This is a genomic window from Bradyrhizobium ottawaense (assembly GCF_900099825.1).
GTDB lineage: Bacteria > Pseudomonadota > Alphaproteobacteria > Rhizobiales > Xanthobacteraceae > Bradyrhizobium > Bradyrhizobium ottawaense_A.
In genome coordinates this window covers 2534591-2556206 of the sequence record NZ_LT629693.1, presented here as the reverse complement: position 1 = coordinate 2556206, position 21616 = coordinate 2534591, and the positions used below count along the sequence as shown (strand labels likewise).

The 21616-nt window shown below is 63.8% G+C and carries 25 protein-coding genes; 14 read left to right on the top strand and 11 right to left on the bottom strand.

Features of this window, described 5'->3' with window-relative positions; translation table 11 throughout:
* Nucleotides 1-41: 41 nt before the first annotated feature.
* The 3 genes from BLR13_RS11880 to BLR13_RS11870 form a co-directional block, all read right to left on the bottom strand.
* On the bottom strand, nucleotides 42-980 hold the full coding sequence (locus tag BLR13_RS11880) for an aldo/keto reductase (protein WP_074824036.1): 939 nt from the start codon (nucleotides 978-980) through the stop codon (nucleotides 42-44).
* Between the two features lie 283 nt (nucleotides 981-1263).
* Entirely contained in the window at nucleotides 1264-1725 is a 462-nt protein-coding gene (locus tag BLR13_RS11875; protein ID WP_074824038.1) for a GNAT family N-acetyltransferase, read from the bottom strand.
* Between the two features lie 142 nt (nucleotides 1726-1867).
* A complete protein-coding gene (locus BLR13_RS11870) occupies nucleotides 1868-2686 on the bottom strand; it encodes a PAS-domain containing protein (RefSeq protein ID WP_074824039.1) in 819 nt (272 codons plus the stop codon).
* 205 nt (nucleotides 2687-2891) lie between these two features.
* On the opposite strand from BLR13_RS11870, the gene BLR13_RS11865 reads away from it, so the two are divergent.
* The gene (locus BLR13_RS11865) at nucleotides 2892-3242 is read left to right on the top strand and encodes a DMT family protein (protein WP_074831617.1); all 351 of its coding nucleotides are present in this window, start codon (nucleotides 2892-2894) and stop codon (nucleotides 3240-3242) included.
* 75 nt (nucleotides 3243-3317) lie between these two features.
* On the opposite strand, the gene BLR13_RS41070 is transcribed toward BLR13_RS11865, so the two are convergent.
* From BLR13_RS41070 to BLR13_RS11855, 4 genes are all read right to left on the bottom strand, one after another.
* Nucleotides 3318-3458: a hypothetical protein gene (locus BLR13_RS41070; RefSeq protein ID WP_171944903.1), complete on the bottom strand. Its 141-nt coding sequence runs from the start codon at nucleotides 3456-3458 to the stop codon at nucleotides 3318-3320.
* Between the two features lie 159 nt (nucleotides 3459-3617).
* Nucleotides 3618-3794 carry a hypothetical protein gene (locus BLR13_RS41065; RefSeq protein WP_171944970.1) on the bottom strand — a complete coding sequence of 59 codons (177 nt, stop codon included), beginning with the start codon at nucleotides 3792-3794 and terminating at the stop codon, nucleotides 3618-3620.
* Nucleotides 3795-3976: 182 nt separating this feature from the next.
* Nucleotides 3977-4630 carry a glutathione S-transferase family protein gene (locus tag BLR13_RS11860; RefSeq protein ID WP_074824042.1) on the bottom strand — a complete coding sequence of 218 codons (654 nt, stop codon included), beginning with the start codon at nucleotides 4628-4630 and terminating at the stop codon, nucleotides 3977-3979.
* A gap of 169 nt (nucleotides 4631-4799) precedes the next feature.
* Nucleotides 4800-6044 (bottom strand): glycosyltransferase family 87 protein, encoded by a 1245-nt coding sequence (locus tag BLR13_RS11855; RefSeq protein ID WP_074824044.1) that lies wholly within the window; start codon nucleotides 6042-6044, stop codon nucleotides 4800-4802.
* 205 nt (nucleotides 6045-6249) lie between these two features.
* Between BLR13_RS11855 and BLR13_RS11850 the strand changes: the two genes are divergently transcribed.
* From BLR13_RS11850 to BLR13_RS11835, 4 genes are all read left to right on the top strand, one after another.
* A complete protein-coding gene (locus BLR13_RS11850) occupies nucleotides 6250-7452 on the top strand; it encodes a pyridoxal phosphate-dependent aminotransferase (RefSeq protein WP_074831619.1) in 1203 nt (400 codons plus the stop codon).
* Nucleotides 7453-7618: 166 nt separating this feature from the next.
* Entirely contained in the window at nucleotides 7619-8131 is a 513-nt protein-coding gene (locus BLR13_RS11845; protein ID WP_074824047.1) for a DUF992 domain-containing protein, read from the top strand.
* 268 nt (nucleotides 8132-8399) lie between these two features.
* Complete coding sequence (locus BLR13_RS11840; RefSeq protein WP_074824051.1) at nucleotides 8400-8882, top strand: DUF992 domain-containing protein; 483 nt, start codon at nucleotides 8400-8402, stop codon at nucleotides 8880-8882.
* A 162-nt stretch (nucleotides 8883-9044) separates the two neighbouring features.
* Nucleotides 9045-11093: an elongation factor G gene (locus BLR13_RS11835; protein WP_074824055.1), complete on the top strand. Its 2049-nt coding sequence runs from the start codon at nucleotides 9045-9047 to the stop codon at nucleotides 11091-11093.
* Nucleotides 11094-11210: 117 nt separating this feature from the next.
* Here BLR13_RS11835 and BLR13_RS11830 read toward each other — a convergent pair whose 3' ends face one another.
* Nucleotides 11211-11501: a BrnA antitoxin family protein gene (locus BLR13_RS11830; protein WP_349517965.1), complete on the bottom strand. Its 291-nt coding sequence runs from the start codon at nucleotides 11499-11501 to the stop codon at nucleotides 11211-11213.
* Entirely contained in the window at nucleotides 11461-11739 is a 279-nt protein-coding gene (locus BLR13_RS11825) for a BrnT family toxin (RefSeq protein ID WP_074831620.1), read from the bottom strand. The genes BLR13_RS11830 and BLR13_RS11825 overlap by 41 nt, the downstream gene beginning before the upstream one ends.
* Nucleotides 11740-11836: 97 nt before the next feature.
* Here BLR13_RS11825 and BLR13_RS11820 point away from each other — a divergent pair, with 97 nt between their 5' ends.
* From BLR13_RS11820 to BLR13_RS11805, 4 genes are all read left to right on the top strand, one after another.
* On the top strand, nucleotides 11837-12475 hold the full coding sequence (locus BLR13_RS11820; protein ID WP_074824059.1) for a YoaK family protein: 639 nt from the start codon (nucleotides 11837-11839) through the stop codon (nucleotides 12473-12475).
* 31 nt (nucleotides 12476-12506) lie between these two features.
* The gene (locus BLR13_RS11815; RefSeq protein ID WP_074824062.1) at nucleotides 12507-13349 is read left to right on the top strand and encodes a shikimate dehydrogenase; all 843 of its coding nucleotides are present in this window, start codon (nucleotides 12507-12509) and stop codon (nucleotides 13347-13349) included.
* Nucleotides 13350-13503: 154 nt separating this feature from the next.
* On the top strand, nucleotides 13504-14082 hold the full coding sequence (locus BLR13_RS11810) for a hypothetical protein (protein WP_171945052.1): 579 nt from the start codon (nucleotides 13504-13506) through the stop codon (nucleotides 14080-14082).
* Nucleotides 14083-14239: 157 nt separating this feature from the next.
* A complete protein-coding gene (locus BLR13_RS11805) occupies nucleotides 14240-14854 on the top strand; it encodes a hypothetical protein (protein WP_074824068.1) in 615 nt (204 codons plus the stop codon).
* Nucleotides 14855-14863: 9 nt separating this feature from the next.
* Here the strand turns inward: BLR13_RS11805 and BLR13_RS11800 are convergent, their stop codons facing one another.
* Nucleotides 14864-15280 carry a hypothetical protein gene (locus BLR13_RS11800; protein WP_091976449.1) on the bottom strand — a complete coding sequence of 139 codons (417 nt, stop codon included), beginning with the start codon at nucleotides 15278-15280 and terminating at the stop codon, nucleotides 14864-14866.
* 164 nt (nucleotides 15281-15444) lie between these two features.
* Between BLR13_RS11800 and BLR13_RS11795 the strand changes: the two genes are divergently transcribed.
* Both BLR13_RS11795 and BLR13_RS11790 read left to right on the top strand, forming a co-directional pair.
* A complete protein-coding gene (locus BLR13_RS11795) occupies nucleotides 15445-16182 on the top strand; it encodes a Crp/Fnr family transcriptional regulator (protein ID WP_074831625.1) in 738 nt (245 codons plus the stop codon).
* A 240-nt stretch (nucleotides 16183-16422) separates the two neighbouring features.
* Nucleotides 16423-17145, top strand: coding sequence for a CBS domain-containing protein (locus BLR13_RS11790; RefSeq protein WP_074824072.1), 723 nt, complete (start codon nucleotides 16423-16425; stop codon nucleotides 17143-17145).
* A gap of 9 nt (nucleotides 17146-17154) precedes the next feature.
* On the opposite strand, the gene BLR13_RS11785 is transcribed toward BLR13_RS11790, so the two are convergent.
* Entirely contained in the window at nucleotides 17155-18291 is a 1137-nt protein-coding gene (locus tag BLR13_RS11785) for an alpha-hydroxy acid oxidase (RefSeq protein WP_074824075.1), read from the bottom strand.
* A gap of 99 nt (nucleotides 18292-18390) precedes the next feature.
* Between BLR13_RS11785 and BLR13_RS11780 the strand changes: the two genes are divergently transcribed.
* From BLR13_RS11780 to BLR13_RS11770, 3 genes are all read left to right on the top strand, one after another.
* Nucleotides 18391-18570 (top strand): hypothetical protein, encoded by a 180-nt coding sequence (locus tag BLR13_RS11780; protein WP_074824077.1) that lies wholly within the window; start codon nucleotides 18391-18393, stop codon nucleotides 18568-18570.
* 213 nt (nucleotides 18571-18783) lie between these two features.
* Nucleotides 18784-20130, top strand: a complete 1347-nt coding sequence (glmM, locus tag BLR13_RS11775) for a phosphoglucosamine mutase (protein WP_074824081.1) — start codon at nucleotides 18784-18786, stop codon at nucleotides 20128-20130.
* Between the two features lie 203 nt (nucleotides 20131-20333).
* Entirely contained in the window at nucleotides 20334-21605 is a 1272-nt protein-coding gene (locus BLR13_RS11770) for an MFS transporter (protein WP_074824085.1), read from the top strand.
* Nucleotides 21606-21616 lie beyond the last annotated feature (11 nt).

The window sequence follows — 21616 nt, the reverse complement described above, 5'->3', positions numbered from 1 at the left end:
ATTCCGGGTTCGATGCTTCGCATCGCCCCGGAATGACTTCGTCACTTCGTGATCCCGTCGATCTCCGCCATCTCTTCGGCGCTCAGCGTCCAGTCGATCGCCTTCACGTTCTGCTCGATCTGTTCGACGCGGGTGGCGCCGGCGATGACGCTGGAGACCTGCGGGCGCGAGGCCAGCCAGGAGAAGGCGAGTTCGAGCATGCTGTGGCCGCGGGCTTGCGCGAACGCCTGCAGCTTCTCGACGATGTCTTCGTTGCGCGGCGTGACGTAGCGGTCCTTCAAGGCGGGCGCCTTGGCGAAGCGCGTATCGGCAGGCGCCGCCGCGCCGCGCTGGTACTTGCCGGTCAACAGACCGCTCGCCAGCGGGAAGAACGGCAGCAATCCCAGTTTGTATTCCTGTGCCGCCGGCAGCAGGTCCTTTTCGATGCCGCGCACCACCAGGCTGTATTCGTCCTGGCAGGAGACGAAGCGGCCGACGTTCATCTGCCGCGCGATCAGTTCGGCTTCGGCAATCCGCCAGGCCGGAAAATTCGAATTGCCGATGTAGCGCACCTTGCCCTGGCGGACGAGATCGTCGAGCGCGCGCAGGGTTTCCTCGATCGGCGTCAGCGGATCGTAGTCATGCTGCTGATAGAGATCGATGTAGTCGGTCTTCAGCCGCGTTAAGCTCGCTTCGACGGCGGACATGATGTAGCGGCGCGACGCGCCCTGCTTGGTGCCGTCGTTGCTCATCGGCTTGGAATATTTGGTCGCCAGCACGATGTCCTTGCGGCGGTCGCCGAGCACCTGGCCGAGCACGGTCTCGGAGCCGCCCATTCCGGCATAGATGTCGGCGGTATCGAACAGCGTGATGCCGAGGTCGATCGCCTTGTGGATCACCTTGCGCGAGGTCTCGAGATCGGTGCGCTGGCCGAAATTGTTGCAGCCGAGGCCGACGGCGGACACGCGCAGGCCGGAGCCGCCGAGATTGCGAATTTGCATGGATCAATCCTGTGGGGGTGACACGAACGGGCGCACATTGTGGCCCGCGTGCCGTCTGCCTGCAAGGTGCGGTGTTACCGCGATTGGCGCTGGGCAGGAATGCAGGAATAAAGCAAAAAAAGATGCGGCCCCGGTCAGACGCGGCGACTGACCGGGAGCCGCTTGGGGCGCGTGATCTGAGACGGGGGGCCTGATCAAACGCAGGCGCAACCTAGCCGGGCTATGTTACGCGCCGGTGACACCAAAACTTATCCACAGGGCCTTCAAGAGGGCGCCAGACCGGTCAGAAAATCCGGCGGTAGACCACAAAACCCGACTTCTCCGCGACCTTGTCGTAAAGCTGCATCGCGGTGTGGTTGGTCTCGTGCGTCTGCCAGTAGACGCGCGATGAACCGGCCAGTTGCGCCTGCGCGTAGACGCCCTTGATCAGCGCCCGCCCGACGCCCTTGCCGCGCGCGGCGGCGCTGGTGAACAGGTCCTGCAGGTAACAGGTCGGTTCGATCGCCGTGGTCGAACGGTGAAACAGATAGTGCGTCAGCCCGAGCAGTTCGCCGTCGCGGTCGGCGACCAGCGCGTGCACCGGTTCATAGCCATCGAAGAAACGCGCCCACGTCATCGCCGTGATCCCGGGCGCCAGCGCGGTCGCGCCCGACCTGCCGTAGAACGCATTGTACCCGTCCCACAGCGGAAGCCACTGCGCGTAATCCTGACGGGTGACGGAGCGAATGGTGACATCGCCGGACATGCGGGTTTCCTTCTCTGCAGGAAGTCGCGCGGAAAGTCATGACGGCGCGCGAGGGCGCACCATTCCTAGCTTCGCGATGAAGCGGGATCAATCGCTGTGGCGACCGGGCGCGGCGCCGGGGCGACCGGGCGCGGCGCCGGGTTCACTCCGCCGCGCGCAACTGCCGCGCGAGGTAGCGATCGCTGCCGCCGCCGCGCAGCGCGCGGTAGTAGTCGGCATTCGCGGGGTCGTCGCTGTGGCGGACGAGGTCGGTGACGGGCGTATAGCTCAGCATGCGTCCGCCGTCCGGCAGCGCCGTGCAGCTGAAGCGCAGCACCTCGCCGCTGGTGAGATTGATGTTGATCGGCGTGGAGTCGCCGGCCCGCATCGCCTCGGTGCGCCGCGCGATGAAGTGGCCCAATTCGTCCTCCGGCAGCTCCCAGGCGCCGGTGTCGCGGCCGTGATACATCAGCGCGATAAACGGCGGCTGGCTGTCGGCCTGCGCGTCGGAGAGCTGGAAATAGTCGCGGAAGGCGCGGTTGATGAATTCCGCACGGGTGTCCGGACCGAGCAGCACGATGCCGATATCGACCTGATCGAGCGCTGCCGACAGCCGCGCCGAGGTCGCATGGTGCTTCTCCTGCCAGGCGAACGCGTCGATCCATTTCTGCCGCAGCACGCCGGTGATGACCGCGGTGCCGGCCGCGGTCGCCGCCAACAGCCCCATCCGCGCCAGATCCGACATGTCGTAGCCGGGCGCCGCGCGATGCCCGAGAAAGAACACCGCCGATGACGCCACCGCGATCGCCGCGCTGATCAGGCCCAAGGTAATGCCGCTGATCGAAGCGGCAAGCGCGACGATGCAGACGAACAGCGGGGCGGGATTGGGGACGGCAACGAAGTGCCGGTCGACAACGAAGGCGATCGACGCCGTTGCTGCCGTCAAAGCGGGACCTGAGATTGCGCGCCAGTCGATCCGCATGCCCTATCCGTTGTCCGGCGACAAACAATAAGGTCTCCAGTCTGCCCGATAGTTTCAATCGCGGCGGGCTTTCCTTATGTAGTCTTAAGAAGGCGTTGCCCGGATGCGCCGCGCTTTTGCGGTTTTGGAATCAAATGATATCGAAATCGCATGGAACCGGGTTCCGCGCCCGGTCGTTAGCGCCGGGAAATTTCAAGAGGACAAAATGCCGACGATCTCCCCCTCGCTACTTCCCATTCTGATGCTGTTTGCCTCCAACGTGTTCATGACCTTTGCCTGGTATGGCCATCTGAAATTCAAGGAAAGCTCGCTGCCGTTGGTGATCATGGTGAGCTGGGGCATCGCGTTCTTCGAATACTGGCTGGCGGTGCCGGCCAATCGCTGGGGCAGCGCGGTCTATTCGGCGGCACAGCTCAAGACCATGCAGGAAGTGATCACGCTGGTCGTGTTCGCCGGATTTTCGGTGCTGTATCTGAAGGAGCCGCTGGGCTGGAATCACGCGCTCGGCTTCGCCTTCATCGCCGCCGGCGCGTTCTTCATTTTCCACAAATGGTGATGATAGCGTTTTCGAGCGAGGTGGGCACCGGCTCGCGTGGAGAAAACGCGTCAAGCAAAAGCCCATAGCGGCGCATCACCTTGCGGCGGGGGAGAGCATCCGCACCGCAGGGGCGTGATTTTCGCCACGGGTGCCGGTGACGATCAGGAGCGACGCCGCAAGCAGGATCGCTGCCGTCAGCGCGACGGCCACCAGTCCAACAGGTGTTTTCATCATGGTCCGATCGCGATCGAGATCATCGCATGCTAGCCAGAGGCCGGTTCTGATTGAATCAGAACCGGGCTCTATCCTTTTTGTTTTGACGCGTTTTCCTGACGCGAACCGGCGTCCACTTCGCTCGAAAACGCTACAATGATGCAAACGGAAAAGCCGTGATTACGCCGGGATCGGCATCGCCATCGAGACCCTGATCGACAGCACGGTCAGCGCGACGACAAGGCACAGCGAGAGCGCGCCGATCGCCAGTGTAGCGGCGATGGCGTTGGTCAATCGCGAAGAAGCAACGGGTGCATGGCGGCCCACAAAGCCTGCCGTGCCGGGCGACCGTATCATGGTCCAAATCCTTCAAGACGCCGGCGAATCACCGGCGAACATCAGGAAATCTCGCAGAATCCGCCGGCAACATTGCGGCATTTCCCGCGCGAAAACGGCGAAACCGCCGCAAGCGTTAACGGGTGCCCCCTGGTTGTTAACCTTTGGGCGTGTTCTCGCGCGAATGTGAAGTGCTCGGGCGGTCAGGCGCCGGCGGCGATGCGGGCGGGATCCTCGACCTCAGCTCCGGGCTGCCAGTCCATGGCGACGAAACCGGGGGTCTGTTCGACCCGCCGCAGCCAGCCGCGGATCGCCGGAAAGGTTGCGAGATCATAGTCGCAGCGGTCGGCGACATGGGTGTAGCCGTACAGCGCGATGTCGGCGACCGTGAGCTGTCCGGCGGCAAAATAGCTGTGGCTCTTGAGGTGATTTTCCATCACCTGCAGCGCGGCATAGCCGCGTTCCATCCAGTCTTCCAGCGCATGGGTCTGCAGGTCGCGGCCGCCTTTGACCAGCGACAGCCAGAAATAGGCCGCGCCGATATTGGGCTCCAGCGCGTGCTGTTCAAAGAACATCCATTGCAGCGCTTCGGCGCGTTCGACCCGTGATTCCGGCGCCAGCGAGGTGCCGCCGCAGACATACCAGAGGATGGCGTTGGACTCGGCGAGGTAGCGTCCTTCGGCGACTTCCAGCAGCGGCACCTGGCCGCTCGGGTTCTTCGCCAGAAAATCCGGCGTGCGGCTTTCGCCGCGCAAAATATCGACTTCGATGGCGTGATACGGCGCACCGAGCAGCGCCAGCGCAAGGCGGACCTTGTAGCTGTTGCCGGAGCGCTGCATCGAATAGAGCTTGTACATCGTGTCGGGGTTCACTCGGCCAAGGAGACAGATCGCAAGAAGACTGCGGGGCCTAAATAATGATGCCGATGGGGGTGCGTCGCAAGCCCTGGGCCGTGGAAAAAGTCGAAACGTCTACCGCACTGCACGCGCGCAGAACGATTCTATCCACACACAAGAACAACTCGGATCACGCTTGCGCGACTCGCAGCGATCCAGCGGCAGGTTTGCCGATCGCGCCGCCCGCGATCAGCGTGAACAGCGTCGCGCCGGCGAGGAAGCCGAGCGGGACGCCAGTCGCGCCGGCGAACGCGCGCGCGACGAGTGGCGCGATCCAGACCGCCGCGAGCAAGCTGATTTCGTAATCGCGAAACGGCGCGCCGGCTCTCGTCGCAACGAGGAAAGCCATCGCAGGCGCGAGCAGCATCAGGTCGTAGTCGAGGATGTGGGGCGAGGCGACCGCGGTCGCGGCGATCAACAGCGCCGCCTTGACGTTGGCGTCGCACTGCGAGCGCCAGACCCAGGCGGTGCAGCACACGGCAATAGCGCCGACGACGGCCTGAACCAGATAGGCAAGGGTCACGCTGCCACCCCACACGCGGATCGCCGCGAACGCGCTCTGCAGCTTCTCGAAGCCGACACCGCCTTCTTCCAGCAGCAATTTGCGCGAGGTCTCGGTGGAGGCGAAGAACGCGGTCCAGGCGTCGGCGCCGAACAGGAACAGCGACGCGCCCGCGACCGCAATCACGGTGACGGCTGCCGTGACGATCGTTCGCCACTGTCCGCTCGCGAGCAGCGCGAACGGCACGACCAGCGCGAATTGCGGCTTGTAGGCGAGGAGGCCGAACAGCACGCCTGCGAGCCCAGGCCGCCGCGGCAACATGACGAGCGCGCCTCCCAGCAATGCGGCACTGAGGAAACCATTCTGCCCGTGGCCGAGATTGATGAAGACCGCGGGAAAAGCCGCGGCCGCGAGCAGCCAAAGGCTTGCGAGGGGGCTGCTGTCACGCCGTGCGTCGCGCAGGATTGCACCGATTACACCGAGATAGAGCGCGAACGTGCAGACCTGCCAGACGGCCAGCGCCAGCGGGTAGGGCACTCGGGCCAGGGGTGCCGCGAGCAAGAAGAAATTCGGCGGGTACAGCCAGCCGTAATAGGGCGTATCAGGCCCGAACAACAATTGCTGGCGCGTGTGGTGCGCGGCCATGTCGTAGGCCTCGGCCGCATTGCCTTGCAGCGCCAGCGATCCGGCGGCGTAGAAGCTCGAGAAATCGGTCCCGATCGGCTTGCCGTTTGGGTCGACGAGGCTATGCGACAGCGCGATCCAACCTGCGATGGCAAGGCAGCCGAGCCCGATCATGATCAGGCAATAGCCGCGGATCCGTGCCGCCGTCAGCCACTCGCCCGATCGCAGCCCTTGCCGGAAATTTGTCATTTCGTCGCGGAATTTGCCGAATATTGCGCTGATATTGCTCCGACCGTACCGAGCCTGCTTTAACGTTCTCTAAAGTTTGGCCCCCACCGGCCAAGCTTCTTGCGATGCAGCGCGCAGCGCCTTAGGGTGCACCGATCCCATCAGAAAGAGTCGTGGAATCCTTGTGAATTCACGACGTTTGCCAAGAAATAATCAGGAGATAATGATGACCTTCCTGTCCGCTGCGCTCGCCCGTGTGAAGCCGTCCGCGACGATCGCGGTCACGGATAAAGCACGCGCGCTGAAAGCGGCGGGCCGCAACGTCATCGGCCTCGGCGCCGGCGAGCCGGATTTCGACACGCCCGCCAACATCAAGCTGGCGGCGATCCACGCCATCGAGGCCGGCAAGACCAAATACACCGATGTCGGCGGCATTCCCGAGCTGAAGGAAGCCATCATCGGCAAGTTCCAGCGCGAGAACGGCCTGACCTACAAGCCGAACCAGATCATCGTCGGCACCGGCGGCAAGCAGGTGCTCTACAATGCGCTGATGGCGACCATCAATCCCGGCGACGAGGTGATCATCCCCGCACCGTACTGGGTGAGCTACCCGGAAATGGTGGCGCTGGCCGGCGGCGAGTCGGTGCCGGTGGTGTGCCCGGCGTCGAGCGGTTTCAAGCTGCGGCCCGAAGATCTCGAAAAGGCGATCACGCCGAAGACCAAGTGGATCATCCTGTGCTCGCCGTCGAACCCGACCGGCGCCGCCTATTCGCGCAGCGAGCTGAAGGCGATCACCGACGTGCTGGTGAAGCATCCGAACATCTGGGTGATGACCGACGACATGTACGAGCACCTCGTCTATGACGACTTCGTGTTCGCGACCCCGGCGCAGGTCGAACCGAAACTGTACGACCGCACGCTGACCGTGAACGGCGTCTCCAAGGCCTATTGCATGACCGGCTGGCGCATCGGCTATGCCGGCGGCCCGGCCGAGCTGATCAAGGCGATGCAGACGATCCAGTCGCAGTCGACCTCGAACCCGTCGTCGATCTCGCAGTGGGCGTCGGTCGAGGCGCTCAACGGTCCGCAGGATTTCATCCCCGTGCACAACAAGGTGTTCAAGGAACGCCGCGACCTCGTGGTGTCCATGCTCAACCAGGCCAAGGGTATCGAATGCCCGCGGCCCGAGGGCGCGTTCTACGTCTATCCGTCCTGCGCCGGCACCATGGGCAAGACCTCGCCGTCCGGCAAGGTGCTCGCCAACGACGAAGACTTCGTCACCGAGTTGCTGGAAACCGAAGGCGTCGCCGTCGTGCAGGGTTCGGCGTTCGGGCTTGGACCGGCGTTCCGGATTTCCTACGCGACCAAGACCTCCGATCTCGAAGACGCCTGCAAGCGCATCCAGCGCTTCTGCGGCAATTTGCGGTAGAGCGTTTCGCGTCGGAAAACGCGTCAAATAATGACGTGTCAAATCACATCACGCGCCGCACGTTTGATGTTTTGAAGTCTTCTTTGGGAAGCGCCTTGTTTTGAACACGGCGCTTCCTTCCTGTCCGCTCCGCAAATCCACTTTCCTCCTGCGGAGATTTAGAGACATGAGATTCCTGACACTGACCCTTGCCGCAGCGGCGATGGTCGCGCCGCTCGCTGCCGCCAACGCGCTGCCGCCGGTTCGCGCCGGCATCCTGCAATGCCAGGGCGGCCAGAACGTCGGCTTCGTGGTCGGCTCGGTGACCAGCCTCGAATGCGTGTTCCAGAGCGAGGGGCGGCGTCCCGAGCCCTATATCGCGACCGTGCGCCGCTATGGCCTCGATCTCGGCATCACCGCGCAGACGCAACTGGCCTGGGCGGTGAATGCGCCGAACAGCCGGATCAGCCGCGGCGATCTCGCCGGCAGTTACGGCGGCGTCGGCGCCAACGCGTCGGTCGGCATCGGCGGCGGCGGCAATTTCCTGGTCGGGGGCCCTGCGAACTCTTATGCGCTACAGCCGATCAGCCTGCAGGGCCAGACCGGCCTGAACGTCGCGGCCGGGATCGCCGATATCGAGCTGCAGCCGTTCCGCGGCCACGCTCCGCGCCGGCACTATCACCGCCATCGGCGCGGCTGAGATTGATTACGATTTAGGGAAAGGCCCGCGCAAGCGGGCCTTTTTTTGTGGTTGTCATTCCGGGGCGCGCAAAGCGCGAACCCGGAGTCTCGAGAGTCCCCGGGGTGCAATTGCACCCCTGAGGTTCGATGCTGACGCATCGCCCCGGAATGACGCTCCAAATCTGGCACCGCCCGCCATGTTGTGGCATAGATCGCCAGGCGCCGTGGGCACGGCGCGCTTTTCTGTTTTCTGCTCGCATCACAATTTTTCAGCCGGAGACTTCTTCATGCGTCGCTTCCTCATTCTTGCCGGTGCCGCACTTGCCATGCTGACCGCATCCATCGCCGGCGCCAACGCGCAAGCTCCGGCACGCGTGCAGGTTGGCGTTCTTGAGTGCCGCGGCGGCGCCAGCGTCGGCTTCGTTGTCGGTTCCGTGACCAACCTCGGCTGCGTGCTGCGCGTCGATGGCGTTCCCGACGATCGCTACATCGCCACCATCCGCAAGGTCGGGCTCGATCTCGGCATCACCCAGGAATCGGCGCTGGCCTGGGGCGTGTTCGCACCGGTGGCGCGGCTCGGGCCGGGCGACCTCTCCGGCTCTTACGCCGGCGCCCAGGGCAGCGCGACGCTCGGCGTCGGCGTCGGCGGCAATGTGCTGGTCGGCGGATCCAACAATTCGATCGCGTTGCAGCCGCTGAGCGTGCAGGGCCAGGTCGGCGTCAGCGTCGCCGCCGGACTGGAAAGCCTGGAACTGCGGCCGGGTAGGTAAGCCTTGTTTTGTCATCTCGCCCCCGCTTGGGGGCGAGAGGTAAAGCCGGCGCGCATCACGATGCAGCGCAGCGACATTTCCCGCTTGCCAAAACGCACGCCCGGGCGGAGCATCTGATTTGCCGACCCAATCACGGGCCGAGCTCCAAATGAGGAGGCGGCAATGGGACAGGACGTCAGAAGTCCCCGCGGTCCACGGTGCATTGCGCTGGTGGGCCCTTTCCAGAGCGGTAAAACCACACTTCTTGAAGCCATCCTGGCGCGCACGGGCGCCATCCCCCGAGCCGGCAGCGTCGATGCCGGAACTTCAGTCGGCGATTCCAGTCCCGAAGCGCGCCACCACAAGATGGGCGTGGGCCTCAGCGCCGCCACGACCAGCTTCATGGGCGACACCTACACTTTTATCGATTGTCCCGGCTCGATCGAGTTCGCGCAGGACATGCGCGCCGCACTTCCGGCCGTCGATGCCGCGGTCGTGGTCTGCGAAGCCGACGAGAAGAAGCTGCCGCAACTGCAGATCATCCTGCGCGAGCTCGAAGATCTCGGCATTCCGCGCTTTCTGTTCCTGAACAAGATCGATCGCGCCAACAAGCGCATCCGTGAAACGCTCGCGACCCTGCAGCCGGCGTCGCGCGTGCCGCTGGTGCTGCGGCAGATTCCGATCTGGAACGGCGAACTGATCGAAGGTTTCGTCGATCTGGCGCTGGAACGCGCTTTCGTCTACCGCGAGCACAAGCCTTCCGAGGTCATGAATCTCGAAGGCGGCAATCTTGACCGCGAAAAGGAAGCGCGGTTCTCGATGCTGGAAAAGCTCGCCGATCACGACGACGCGCTGATGGAGCAGCTGCTGGAAGACATCCAGCCCCCGCGCGACGCCGTGTTCGACGATCTCGCGCGCGAATTGCGCGAAGGCCTGATCTGCCCGGTGCTGCTCGGATCTGCCACGCGCGAGAACGGCGTGCTGCGGCTGATGAAGGCGCTGCGGCATGAGGCGCCCGATGTCACCGCGACCGCCAAGCGGCTCGGCGCCGCGTCGCCGAAGGACGCACTGGCCTATGTGCTCAAGACCGTGCATCTGCAGCACGGCGGCAAGCTGTCGCTGACGCGGCTGCTCGCCGGTCACCTCGATGATGGCGCAACGCTGCAATCCTCTGCCGGCGAAGCCGGCCGGGTCTCCGGCATCCTCGCGGTCAACGGCGCCTATGACAGCAAGCGCGCCGCGGCGGAAGCGGGCGACACCATCGCGCTCGGCAAGCTCGACGCCATCAAGACCGGCGATACGCTGTCGAGCGGCAAGACCGCACCGTCGGCGCTCGCGCATGTCGAGCCGACGCCTCCGGTGCTGGCGATGTCGCTGGCGGCGACCGACCGCAAGGACGACGTCAAGCTCGGCCAGGCGCTGGCGCGGTTGAACGAGGAGGACCCGTCGCTGACCATGGTGCAGAACCCGCAGACCCACGACATCGTGCTGTGGGGGCAGGGCGAGATGCATTTGCGCGTCGCGCTGGAGCGGTTGCGCGACCGCTTCGGCGTCAACGTCAAATCGCAGGCGCCCGCGATCGGCTATCAGGAGACGATCCGAAAGCCGATCACCCAGCGCGGCCGCCACAAGAAGCAGTCCGGCGGTCACGGCCAGTTCGGCGACGTGGTGCTCGAGGTCAAGCCGATGCCGCGCGGATCGGGCTTCGAATTCCACGAAAAGGTCGTCGGCGGCGCGGTGCCGCGCAACTATATCGGTGCAGTGGAGGAGGGCGTGGTCGACGGGTTAGTGCGCGGCCCGCTCGGCTTCCCCGTCATCGACCTTCATGTCACGCTGACGGACGGCTCCTATCACAGCGTCGACTCCTCCGATCTCGCCTTCCGCACCGCGGCGCGGCTTGGCATGAACGAGGCGTTGCCGCAGTGCCAGCCGGTGCTGCTGGAGCCGATCCATATGGTGGAGATCGTCTGCCCGACCGATGCCACGGCGAAGATCAACGCCATCCTGTCGGCGCGGCGCGGCCAGATTCTCGGTTTCGACACCCGCGAGAACTGGCCGGGATGGGATTGCGTCCGCGCCACTATGCCGGAAGCCGAGATCGGCGACCTGATCGTGGAATTGCGGTCGGCCACCGCCGGTGCCGGCAGTTTTACGCGGCAGTTCGACCGCATGGCCGAAGTTACCGGCCGCGCCGCCGACCAGATCATCGCCGCGCACCGGGTGGCGGCGTAGAGCATGAACAGGATCCGAAGCGCAGCGCTAACGAAACGTTGAGTCCGGTTTTCCGAAAGTTCATGCTCCGAACGGAAACGGAAGAGTCTGGTTCAACCCTGTTGAAGCAGACTTTCGTTAGCTCGCCAGCTTTCGAGCCGCCTTTCGGAGGTCGGCATTGATGCGCGTCTGCCATCCTCTGCCGGTCTTGCGATAGGCGGCAAGAACGTCGTGATCGAGACGCAGCTTCACGGCTTCCTTTGGATTTTCGAGCGGAGGCCGGCCGCGCTTGATGACCTTATCGCCGTGACGAATTTCCGCGCGATCCAGCATCTCCTTTGTCAGTTCCGGAGCTTCGTCATATTCGGCCTTGGTGATGCGATGGGCATCAACCCTGGCTAAATCGCTCTTGATAGATCGCTTTCTCACGGTCAATGCATTTTCTCATCGAGATGACATGCCGGGCGTCATTGCGCGGTGTCCAGACGACCATCACCATTCGATCGGCAAGAAACCCCACGGTCTGGAAACGCGCCTCACCGTAGTCCCGGCGCGTGTCTTGCACCGTGATCGTCGGTCCGGCGAAGACGGTAGATGCATCCGTAAAATTCAAACCACGCTCGCTGAGGGCGGCTTGACGTTTTGCCGGATCAAACGTGATTTTCACCAATTAAATGTACCCCCAGTTATTAGGGATGTCAACGGCTTTTGACGGCTGTTGTCACGAGGCGTACGAAGGGGGCGTCAACGAATGGGATGTCTGTTTGCTTGATTCACGCCGCAACATTGTCCTGGCCTGCGCGCTGAGCGCGCTGGCCGGATATGTCGACGGCATCGGCTTCCTGCAGCTCGGCGGCCTGTTCGTTTCCTTCATGAGCGGCAATTCGACCCGGATGGGCGTCGCCATTGCCGATGCGCATTGGCAGACCGCGGCGGAGGCGCTTGGACTGATCGCGCTGTTCGTGGCCGGGGCTGCTGCCGGCAGCCTGATCGTGCTCGGGCACGGGACACATCGCCAGCCCTTGGTGCTGCTGGCGGAGGCCTTGCTGCTGGCCGCCGCCGCGCTCGCTTATACATTCGGCCAGCCGAGCCTCGCGGTCGCAGCGATCGTGCTGGCAATGGGACTGGAGAACGCCGTGTTCCAGATCCATGGCGGCGCCGGTCTCGGCCTGACCTATGTCACCGGCGCGCTGGTCAAGGTCGGTCAGCTGATGGCGAAGGCGCTAACCGGCGGGTCGCGCTGGGCCTGGGCGCCTAATCTGCTGCTGTGGGCGGCGCTGGTCGCGGGCTCGGTGCTCGGCGCGCTGGCCTATGCCTGGATCAACCTCGCCGCGATCTGGTTTGCCTCCGCCGCGGCGCTGGCCCTGAGCGGCATCGTTGCTGTAACCGCGCGGAAGCATTGACTCTGAGCTCCGCTTGCCCGATTTGACGGCCATGACAAGTGGAACCAAATCCCCCGCCGCGTGCCTGATCGGATGGCCGGCGGCGCATTCGCGCTCGCCGCTGATCCATCATTACTGGTTGCGCACGCTCGGCATCGAGGGCGGTTATGTCATCGAGGCAGTACCGCCCGGCGAGTTCGGGGATTTTGTCCTGCGGCTTTCCGTTCGTGGCTTCGTCGGCGCCAACGTCACCATTCCACACAAGGAGCGTGCCTTGGCGCTGTCGAAGCCGGACGATCGCGCCCGCGCGGTCGGGGCCGCCAATACGCTGTGGTTTGGCGACGGCGAGCTGCGCTCGACCAATACCGACGTCGAAGGCTTCATCAACAATCTCGACGCCTGCGCGCCCGGATGGGACGGGGCCGAGGAGGCATTGGTGCTGGGCGCCGGCGGCGCGTCGCGCGCGGTGTTGTTCGGATTGATCGAGCGCGGCATCAAGCGCGTGCATCTCGCCAACCGGACCCTGTCGCGCGCCCGCGCTTTGGCCGATCAGTTCGGCGCGAGCGTCGCGCCTGTCGCATGGGATTCGATCGGCGATCTCTTGCCGCGCGCAGGCCTGCTGGTGAATACGACCTCGCTCGGGATGCATGGCCAGCCCGCGCTCGAACTCGATGCCGGCCTGCTGCCGCAAAATGCCGTGGTCGCCGACCTCGTCTACGTACCGCTGCAAACGCCGCTGCTTGCCGCCGCCCAAGGCCGCGGACTGAAGACCGCCGACGGGCTCGGCATGCTGCTGCACCAGGCGGTGCGCGGCTTCGAATTGTGGTTCGGCCGGCGCCCCGAGGTGACACCGGAACTACGCGCGCTGGTCGAGGCCGATCTCACGAAGACATGATCGGCTGATCGCGGGTATTTGAGCCGGAATATTTTCGAAAAGCCGGGGTCAATGGTTAGGTCAGCACGGCACTACCAGTGCCGCGCTCCCCCCGGAGATTCCCCGCATGTCCGCCCGTAGCTATCAACTCGTTCGCCCGCTTTTCGCCGTCGCGATGGTCGCGGCTTCCACGATCTATGCCGTCGCCCAGCAGCCGCCGTCGCCGTCGCGGGTTCGCGGCACCATCGAGGCCGTCGATGGCGACCTGCTGGCGGTCAAGTCGCGCGCCGGCGAGGACGTCAAGCTGCACATGACCGGCGACATCAAGGTCGTCGGCATCACCAGGATCGCGCTCACGGACATCAAGGTCGGCTCCTTCATCGGCACCACCACGGTTCCGGGGCCGGATGGAGCTAATAATGCGGTCGAGGTCCATGTGTTTCCGGAAAACATGCGCGGTACCGGCGAGGGCTCGCGGCCCTACGATCTCAAACCCAACAGCAGCATGACCAATGCGACCGTGGAACAGTCCGTGGTCGGCAACGACGGCCACACCCTGAACATCAAGTACAAGGACGGCGAGAAGAAAGTGCTGGTTTCCCCGGAGACGCCGGTTGTCACCTATGTTCCCGCCGACAAGTCGGACCTCAAGCCCGGCGCCAAGGTAATCGCCTTCATGAAGAAGCTGCCGGACGGTTCGTTCGAGACCAACCGCGTCAGCGTCGGCCGCGACGGCCTGACGCCGCCGATGTGACGCGAAGCGTCATTCCGGGGCGATGCGCAGCATCGAACCCGGAATCTCGAACTTCCGGGTCTGGTCCTTCGGACCATCCCGGAATGACGGTGGAATAGGCCCTTCCTTCCGGGGTTTGCGAAGGATCGGCCGCACAGACGGCCCAGGGAGGGACATCATGTCGAAACTCGTCTCGTTGATCGCTTCGCTTGCCATTGTTTCCGTGGTCGCCATGGCGGCATCGGCGCAAACGCCACCGACCGTACGCATTCGCGGCACCATCGAGGCCGTCGACGGATCGATGCTGTCGATCAAGTCCCGCGAGGGCGCCGACATGAAAGTGCGGATGACGGACAATGTGGCGGTGTTCGGCGTTGCCAAGACCGAATTGTCCGAGATCAAGGAAGGTTCCTACATCGGCGTCACCGCGATGCCGGAACCGGACGGCACCCAGAAGGCGGTCGCGGTGCATATTTTTCCTGAAAGCCAGCGCGGCGCCGCCGAAGGCTTTCGGCCCTGGGATCAGCGCCCGAACTCGACCATGACCAACGCCACCGTCGCCCAGACCGTGAAGGGCACCGACGGCCAGAACATCCTGGTCAAGTACAAGGACGGCGAAAAGAAAGTCCTGGTGCCGCCGGGCACGCCGATCGTCACCTTTGTCGCCGGTGACAAGTCCGAACTGAAGGCCGGCGCCAAGATCATCATCTTCGGTGCGGTGAAGAAGGACGACGGCACGCTCGAAGCCAACCGCGTCAATGTCGGCCGCGACGGGATTACGCCGCCGATGTGAGGCGAAGCGTCAATGCAATCGGCCGTTCTGGCCGATACGCCGCGTCAGCGCTTCGGCAGTCGGGCATCGCTTCCAAGGCCCGGTTGCGGGACGGAAGGGCTGCTCAGCGCTGATGGTGTGGCAGCCGAGTTCGGCCGAGATGTTGCGGGTGCTGGCGGCGACCGCCTCGTCGATCTGAGATCCCGGCACATGCGCGACGATCAGGTTGGCGACGCAAAGCCGTTTGCGATTGTGCAGGTCGAAATCGACCCGGTAGCTGAACAGCGCGTGGACGATGTCGCGGCAATCCCTGATCGCGATCAGTCCGGCGCGCGGGTGCGCCGGTCCGCAATGACGTCGGACGAAGCGCAACCATTTGTCGAGCGAGACACTGGCATCGTGCAGGCGCACCAGCGGATAGGCTGCGGCCGCGCGTTGCCAACTCATTGGAATGGCTTGAAATTGTTCTAATTGCTCGTTCATGCCGGCGCCCATAGGATCCAATCATCGCGGCGGCCATGCATTTGGGCATTGATCTGGATCAAGGACCGCTTTGGTTGATTGAGATCAAACTGCTAAAGATCAGGGCAAATCCGAAGGCGGGCCATCTTATGACATCCCTCGCAGCTTGCGCCGGACCGGAAGCGAGCAGTTGCCAGCATGGACGCAGCGCGAATGGCTGCGACGATTGCAAGGTTCGCCTGTTCAGTGTGTGCGGCGCCCTGGCGTCTTCGGAACTCGATGAACTGGACCGGATCAGCCAGGTCAGGACGTTTGCGCCGAAGGCCACCTTGTTCGAGCAGGACGCGCTGGCGGGCAGCGTCTTCAATGTCACCGAGGGCGTCGTGCGGCTCTGCAAGTCCTTGCCCGACGGACGGCGTCAGATCGTGGGCTTTGCGCTTGCCGGCGATTTTCTCGGCCTTGCCTTGATGGACCGCTACAGCGTCGCGGCGGAGGCTGTGACCGAAGTCCGGGCATGCCGGTTCACGCGCTCGGCGTTTCTCGCCTATGTCGACGACCGGCCGCATTTGCTCCGGCGTCTCCACGAGTTTGCCGGCCATGAGCTGAGCCTCGCGCAGGATCAGATGCTGTTGCTCGGCCGCAAGACGGCAGAGGAAAAGGTCGCAGCTTTCCTTTTGAACCTGCAGGCCCGCTACGGCCGTATTGGCACGACCTCGGTCAATGTGCCATTGCCGATGAGCCGCCAGGATATTGCCGACTACCTCGGCCTCGCCATCGAGACCGTCAGCCGCACCTTGACGAAGCTCGTGCGCAAGAAGGCGCTGGTGATCGTGCCCGACGGCGTGCGGCTGCTGAGCGTCACCGCGCTGGAGCAACTTGCCGCGTAGTCGACGCGGGCGTTGCGAACTTGATTCCCGTCCAAACTTGATTCACGTCAAGGCACGCGCGAGCCGTTTCGATTTAGCTCTTCTCCATCAAGCATGGAGAACCGCAATGCCCCTCGACACGATCCTGGTTGTCATCGCCGTCACCGCCATGTTCGCGACCTTCGCCATCGTCCTCGGTTGGGGCGACCGCCAGACGCGCACGCCGCGGCGCCCGTTCTGAACAGAAGTCAGGAGGGTTCGATGCGTGCCCATCAAATCATGACGCGCGACGTCATCACGGTGACGCCCGATACCCCGATCGCTGAAGCCGCTGACGTGATGCTGAGGCATCACATCAGCGGTTTGCCGGTGCTGGACGATACGAAAAGGCTGGTCGGCATCCTGACGGAGAGCGATTTTCTGCATCGCGCCGAAATCGGCACGGGACGCAAACGCGCGAGATGCCTTCAGTTTCTACTTGGTCCGGGAAGAGAAGGAGCCGATTTCGTCCGCGAACACGGACGCAAGGTAGGCGAAGTGATGACGCGCAATCCGGTCACCCTCCAGGAGGACGCTTCGCTCGACGACATCGTCCGGACGATGGAGAAGAACAACGTCAAGCGACTGCCCGTGTTGAAAGGGGATGCGCTTGCCGGCATTGTCAGCCGGGCCAATCTGTTGCGGGCCGTCGCCAGCATGGCGCGCGAGGTTCCTGATCCGACGGCCGACGACGACCATATCCGGGAGCGGATTGCACGCACGGTATCACGGGCGCTTTGGCGTCCGATCGGATTTCAGGCGACGGTACGAAATGGAATTGTTCATCTCCACGGCATCATCGTCGACGAGCGCTCACGCCAGGCGACCATCGTCGCTGCCGAAAATACCGCCGGCGTGAAAGAGGTGCATGATCGTCTCTGCTGGGTCGACAGTTATTCGGGGTTTTATGTCGAGCCCACCAAGGATCAGCGTGCTGCCAGCTAGCGGATTTCTCTAAATCGCCAGCACGCGATCGTCGATTTCGGCGATGGTGTTGACGCCGCACAGGCCCATCGTGGTGGTCAGTTCCTTGGCGAGGATGTCGAGCGCCTTGGCGACGCCGGCCTCGCCGCCGGCGCCGAGCCCGTAGGCATAGGCGCGGCCGATCATGCAGGATTTGGCGCCCAGCGCCAGCGCGCGCATCACATCCTGGCCGGAGCGGATGCCGCCGTCGAACATGATTTCCACCTGCGAGCCGACCTCGTCAACGATTTCAGGCAGCACCTCGATCGACGACGGCGCGCCGTCGAGCTGACGGCCGCCGTGGTTGGAGACGACGATCGCCTGCGCGCCGGTCTTGGCGGCGATCTCGGCATCCTCGACGTCGAGAATGCCCTTGAGGATCAGCTTGCCCGGCCAGATGCTGCGGATCCAGTCGATGTCCTTCCAGTTCAGCGAGGTGTCGAACTGCGAATTGATCCAGGTCGACAGCGACGTGATGTCGTCGCTGACCTTGAGATGGCCGGCGAGGTTGCCGAAGGTACGGCGCTTGCCCTGCAGCACGCCGGAGACCCAGGCCGGCTTGGTGGCGAAATCGATCAGTTTCGACAGCGACCATTCCGGCGGCACCGTCATGCCGTTCTTGATGTCCTGATGGCGCTGCCCGATCACCTGCAGGTCGACGGTGAGCACCAGCGCGCTGCACTTGGCGGCGATCGCGCGCTCGATCAGCGATTTGATGAAGCCGCGGTCCTTCATCACGTAGAGCTGGAACCAGAACGGCTTGTCGACGGCGGCCGCGATGTCCTCGATCGAGCAGATCGACATCGTGCTCTGGGTAAAGGGAATGCCGGCGGCCTGCGCCGCGCGGCAGGCGTGAATTTCGCCGTCGCCATGCTGCATGCCGAGCAGGCCGACCGGCGCCAGGATCAGCGGCATCGCGGAAGGCTCGCCGAGAATCGTGGTCGAGAGATCGCGTTTCGAGACGTCGACCAGGACGCGCTGGCGGAACTTGATCTGCTGCAGGTCGTCGTGGTTGGCGCGCAGCGTGTCCTCGGTATAGGAGCCGCGGTCCGCATAGTCGAAAAACGCCTTCGGCACGCGGCGCTGGTGCAGCAAGCGCAGATCCTCAATGCAGGTGATGTGCTTCATGGACGTTCCGGCCCTTCTTGAATTTCTTGGCTATGTTGTCATCTAGCATGGTTGGTACCCGAGCCAAATCGCGGAGCAAAGCCCGCGGGAGGAGATGCTATGTCTGCACCGCGTACCGTTTCCAAAGCCGCCAGCGCCGCCGAAAAACAGGCCGAAAAGCGCCGGCTGGACGACGCCCTGGAGGAGGGGCTGGAAGAGACTTTTCCGGGGTCCGACTCGGTCAGTGTGACCCAGCCGGCGCCCTCGAAGGGCGACCGTAACGTCAAACGGGTCGGCTGACATCCTGGCGGCAGCACCGCCGAATCGTAAAATACCAAGTTATAACAACTGGTTATCTATTTTATTGGCCGCCGATGGCCGTAATGATTCATCATATTTTTTGAAGCCATTTGAACGGCTGAGGGATTATAACCGCCCACACGCTATGATGGAGGGCGTTCGGGGATTCTTGGACCAGGATGGCCGGGAAACCCTGAACGGGCTGGGGGTAATATGAGTCGCAAATATTTCGGTACCGACGGGATTCGGGGCCGCGCCAATGGTCTCATCACACCGGAGCTCGCGCTCAAGGTGGGGCAGGCGGCCGGACTGGTGTTTCAGCGCGGCGATCACCGCCACCGCGTCGTCATCGGCAAGGACACGCGGCTCTCCGGCTACATGATCGAATACGCCATGGTGGCCGGCTTTACCTCGGTCGGCATGGACGTGCTGCTGCTTGGCCCGATCCCGACGCCGGCGGTCGCGATGCTGACCAAGTCGATGCGCGCCGATCTCGGCGTGATGATTTCGGCATCCCACAACCTGTTCGAGGACAACGGCATCAAGCTGTTCGGCCCGCAGGGCTTCAAACTATCCGACGACGTCGAGAAGCAGATCGAGCAGTTGATGGACGAGCCGATCGATCGCCATCTGGCGCAGAGCGCCAGCCTCGGCCGCGCCCGCCGCATCGACGGCGTCCACGACCGCTACATCGAATTCGCCAAACGCACGCTGCCGCGCGAGCTGTCGCTCGACGGCCTGCGCGTCGTGATCGATTGCGCCCACGGCGCCGCCTACAAGGTGGTGCCGGAAGCGCTGTGGGAACTGGGGGCCGACGTCATCGCGATCGGCGTCGACCCCGATGGCTTCAACATCAACAAGGAATGCGGCTCGACCTCGCCGGAAGCGCTGAGCAAGAAGGTGCGCGAGATGCGGGCCGACATCGGCATCGCGCTCGACGGCGACGCCGATCGCGTCATCCTGGTCGACGAGCGCGGCCATGTGGTCGACGGCGACCAGCTGCTGGCGGTGATCGCGCAGAGCTGGAAGGAAGACGGCCGTCTCGCCAAGCCCGGCATCGTCGCCACTGTGATGTCGAATCTCGGGCTCGAACGCTTTCTCGAAGGCCAGGGCATCGGCATGGTGCGCACGCCGGTCGGCGACCGTTACGTGCTCGAGCAGATGCTGAAGCAGGGCTACAATCTCGGCGGCGAACCGTCGGGCCACATCATCCTGTCCGACTATGCCACCACCGGCGACGGCTTCGTCGCAGCACTTCAGGTACTTGCCGTGGTGCAAAAGCTTCGCCGTCCGGTGTCGGAAGTCTGCCATCGTTTCGATCCGCTGCCGCAGATCCTCAAGAATGTGCGCTACCGCAGCGGCAAGCCGCTCGACCATGCCGGGGTGCAGTCGGCGATCGTCGACGGCGAAAGGCGCCTCAACGGCCACGGCCGCCTGCTGGTCCGCTCCTCCGGCACCGAGCCGGTGATCCGGGTGATGGGCGAGGGCGACGACCGCATCCTGGTCGAGCAAGTCGTCGATCAGATCTGCGACGCGCTCGGTCACGCCGCGGCGGCCTAAAGCGTTTTCCAGCGAAGCATGCCCTCGGACTTGATCCGTGGGTGGACACCAGTTCGCGTAAAGAAAACGCGTCAAGACAACAGGCTCTGCCGCTATATCCAGCGTACCCTGACGCATCGCAGCCATCGGCTATTGCTGCTGGTCGGACCCGCGTGTGCGTCGTAGAAATCCTGCATTGCGATCTGCGCTGAGGGAATGCGCCCTTGAACAAGCCCGTCACCGTCTCCGAAGAAGCGCTGGCAGCGCCCGTGCCGGTGCCGGACGTGACGCCCGGCCTCGCGGCCAAGGGAGCTATCGGGGCCGCCGCGGCAGGGCCGGCCTATGTGGTGCTGGCCGGAATCAGCTTCTCGCATTTCCTCAACGACACCATGCAGTCGCTGATTGCTTCGGTCTATCCGATCCTGAAAGACGCCTACGCGCTGGACTACGGGCAGATCGGCATGATCACGCTGGCGTTCCAGTTTACGGCGTCGCTGCTGCAACCGCTGGTCGGGCATTTCACCGACAAGAAGGCGCAGCCGTTTTCGCTGGCGATCGGCATGGGCTTTACCTTCTTCGGCTTGCTGCTGCTCAGCATCGCCGGCTCTTATGGAATCATTCTGATCGCAGCGTCGCTGGTCGGCCTCGGCTCGGCGGTGTTTCATCCGGAGTCGGCGCGGATCGCGCGCCTCGCCTCGGGCGGTCGTTACGGATTTGCGCAGTCGATATTCCAGCTTGGCGGCAGCTTCGGAACCTCGATGGGTCCGGTGCTGGCGGCGCTGATCGTGGTGCCGTTCGGCCAGCCGAGCATCGCCTGGTTTTCCTCGATCGCGTTTCTGGCAATCGTGATCCTGTGGCGGATCGGCGTCTGGTACCAGCCGCAGATCGCGACCAAAAAAACCGCCGTGGTTGAACGCCATCCGGATGCCCCGGATGCGCGCCGCGTCAAGATCGCGCTGCTGGTGCTGGTCGCGTTGCTGTTTTCAAAGCAGCTCTATGTGTCGAGCCTGTCGAGCTATTACATCTTCTATCTGATCGACAAGTTCGGGGTCTCGACCCAGGCCGCGCAGCTCTATCTGTTCATCTTCCTTGCCGCCAACGCGGCCGGTGCATTCTTCGGCGGACCGCTCGGCGATCGCTATGGCCGCAAATACATCATCTGGTTCTCGATCCTCGGCGCACTGCCGTTCACGCTGGCGCTGCCCTATGCCGGCCTGTTCGGTTCGGCCGTGCTGAGCGTGATCATCGGCCTGATCCTGTCGTCGGCGACGTCTTCCATCATCGTGTTCGCGCAGGAACTGATGCCGCACCGCTTCGGGATGATCTCCGGCGTGTTCTTCGGCGTCGCCTTCGGGATCGGCGGACTAGGTGCTGCGGTGCTCGGCAAGCTCGCCGATCACACCGGCATCGCGTTCGTGTATCACGTCTGCGCCTTCCTGCCGGCGCTCGGGCTGCTCGCGGTGTTCCTGCCGAAGATGCCAAGACACGCGCGTTGAGCGCGGCGCGG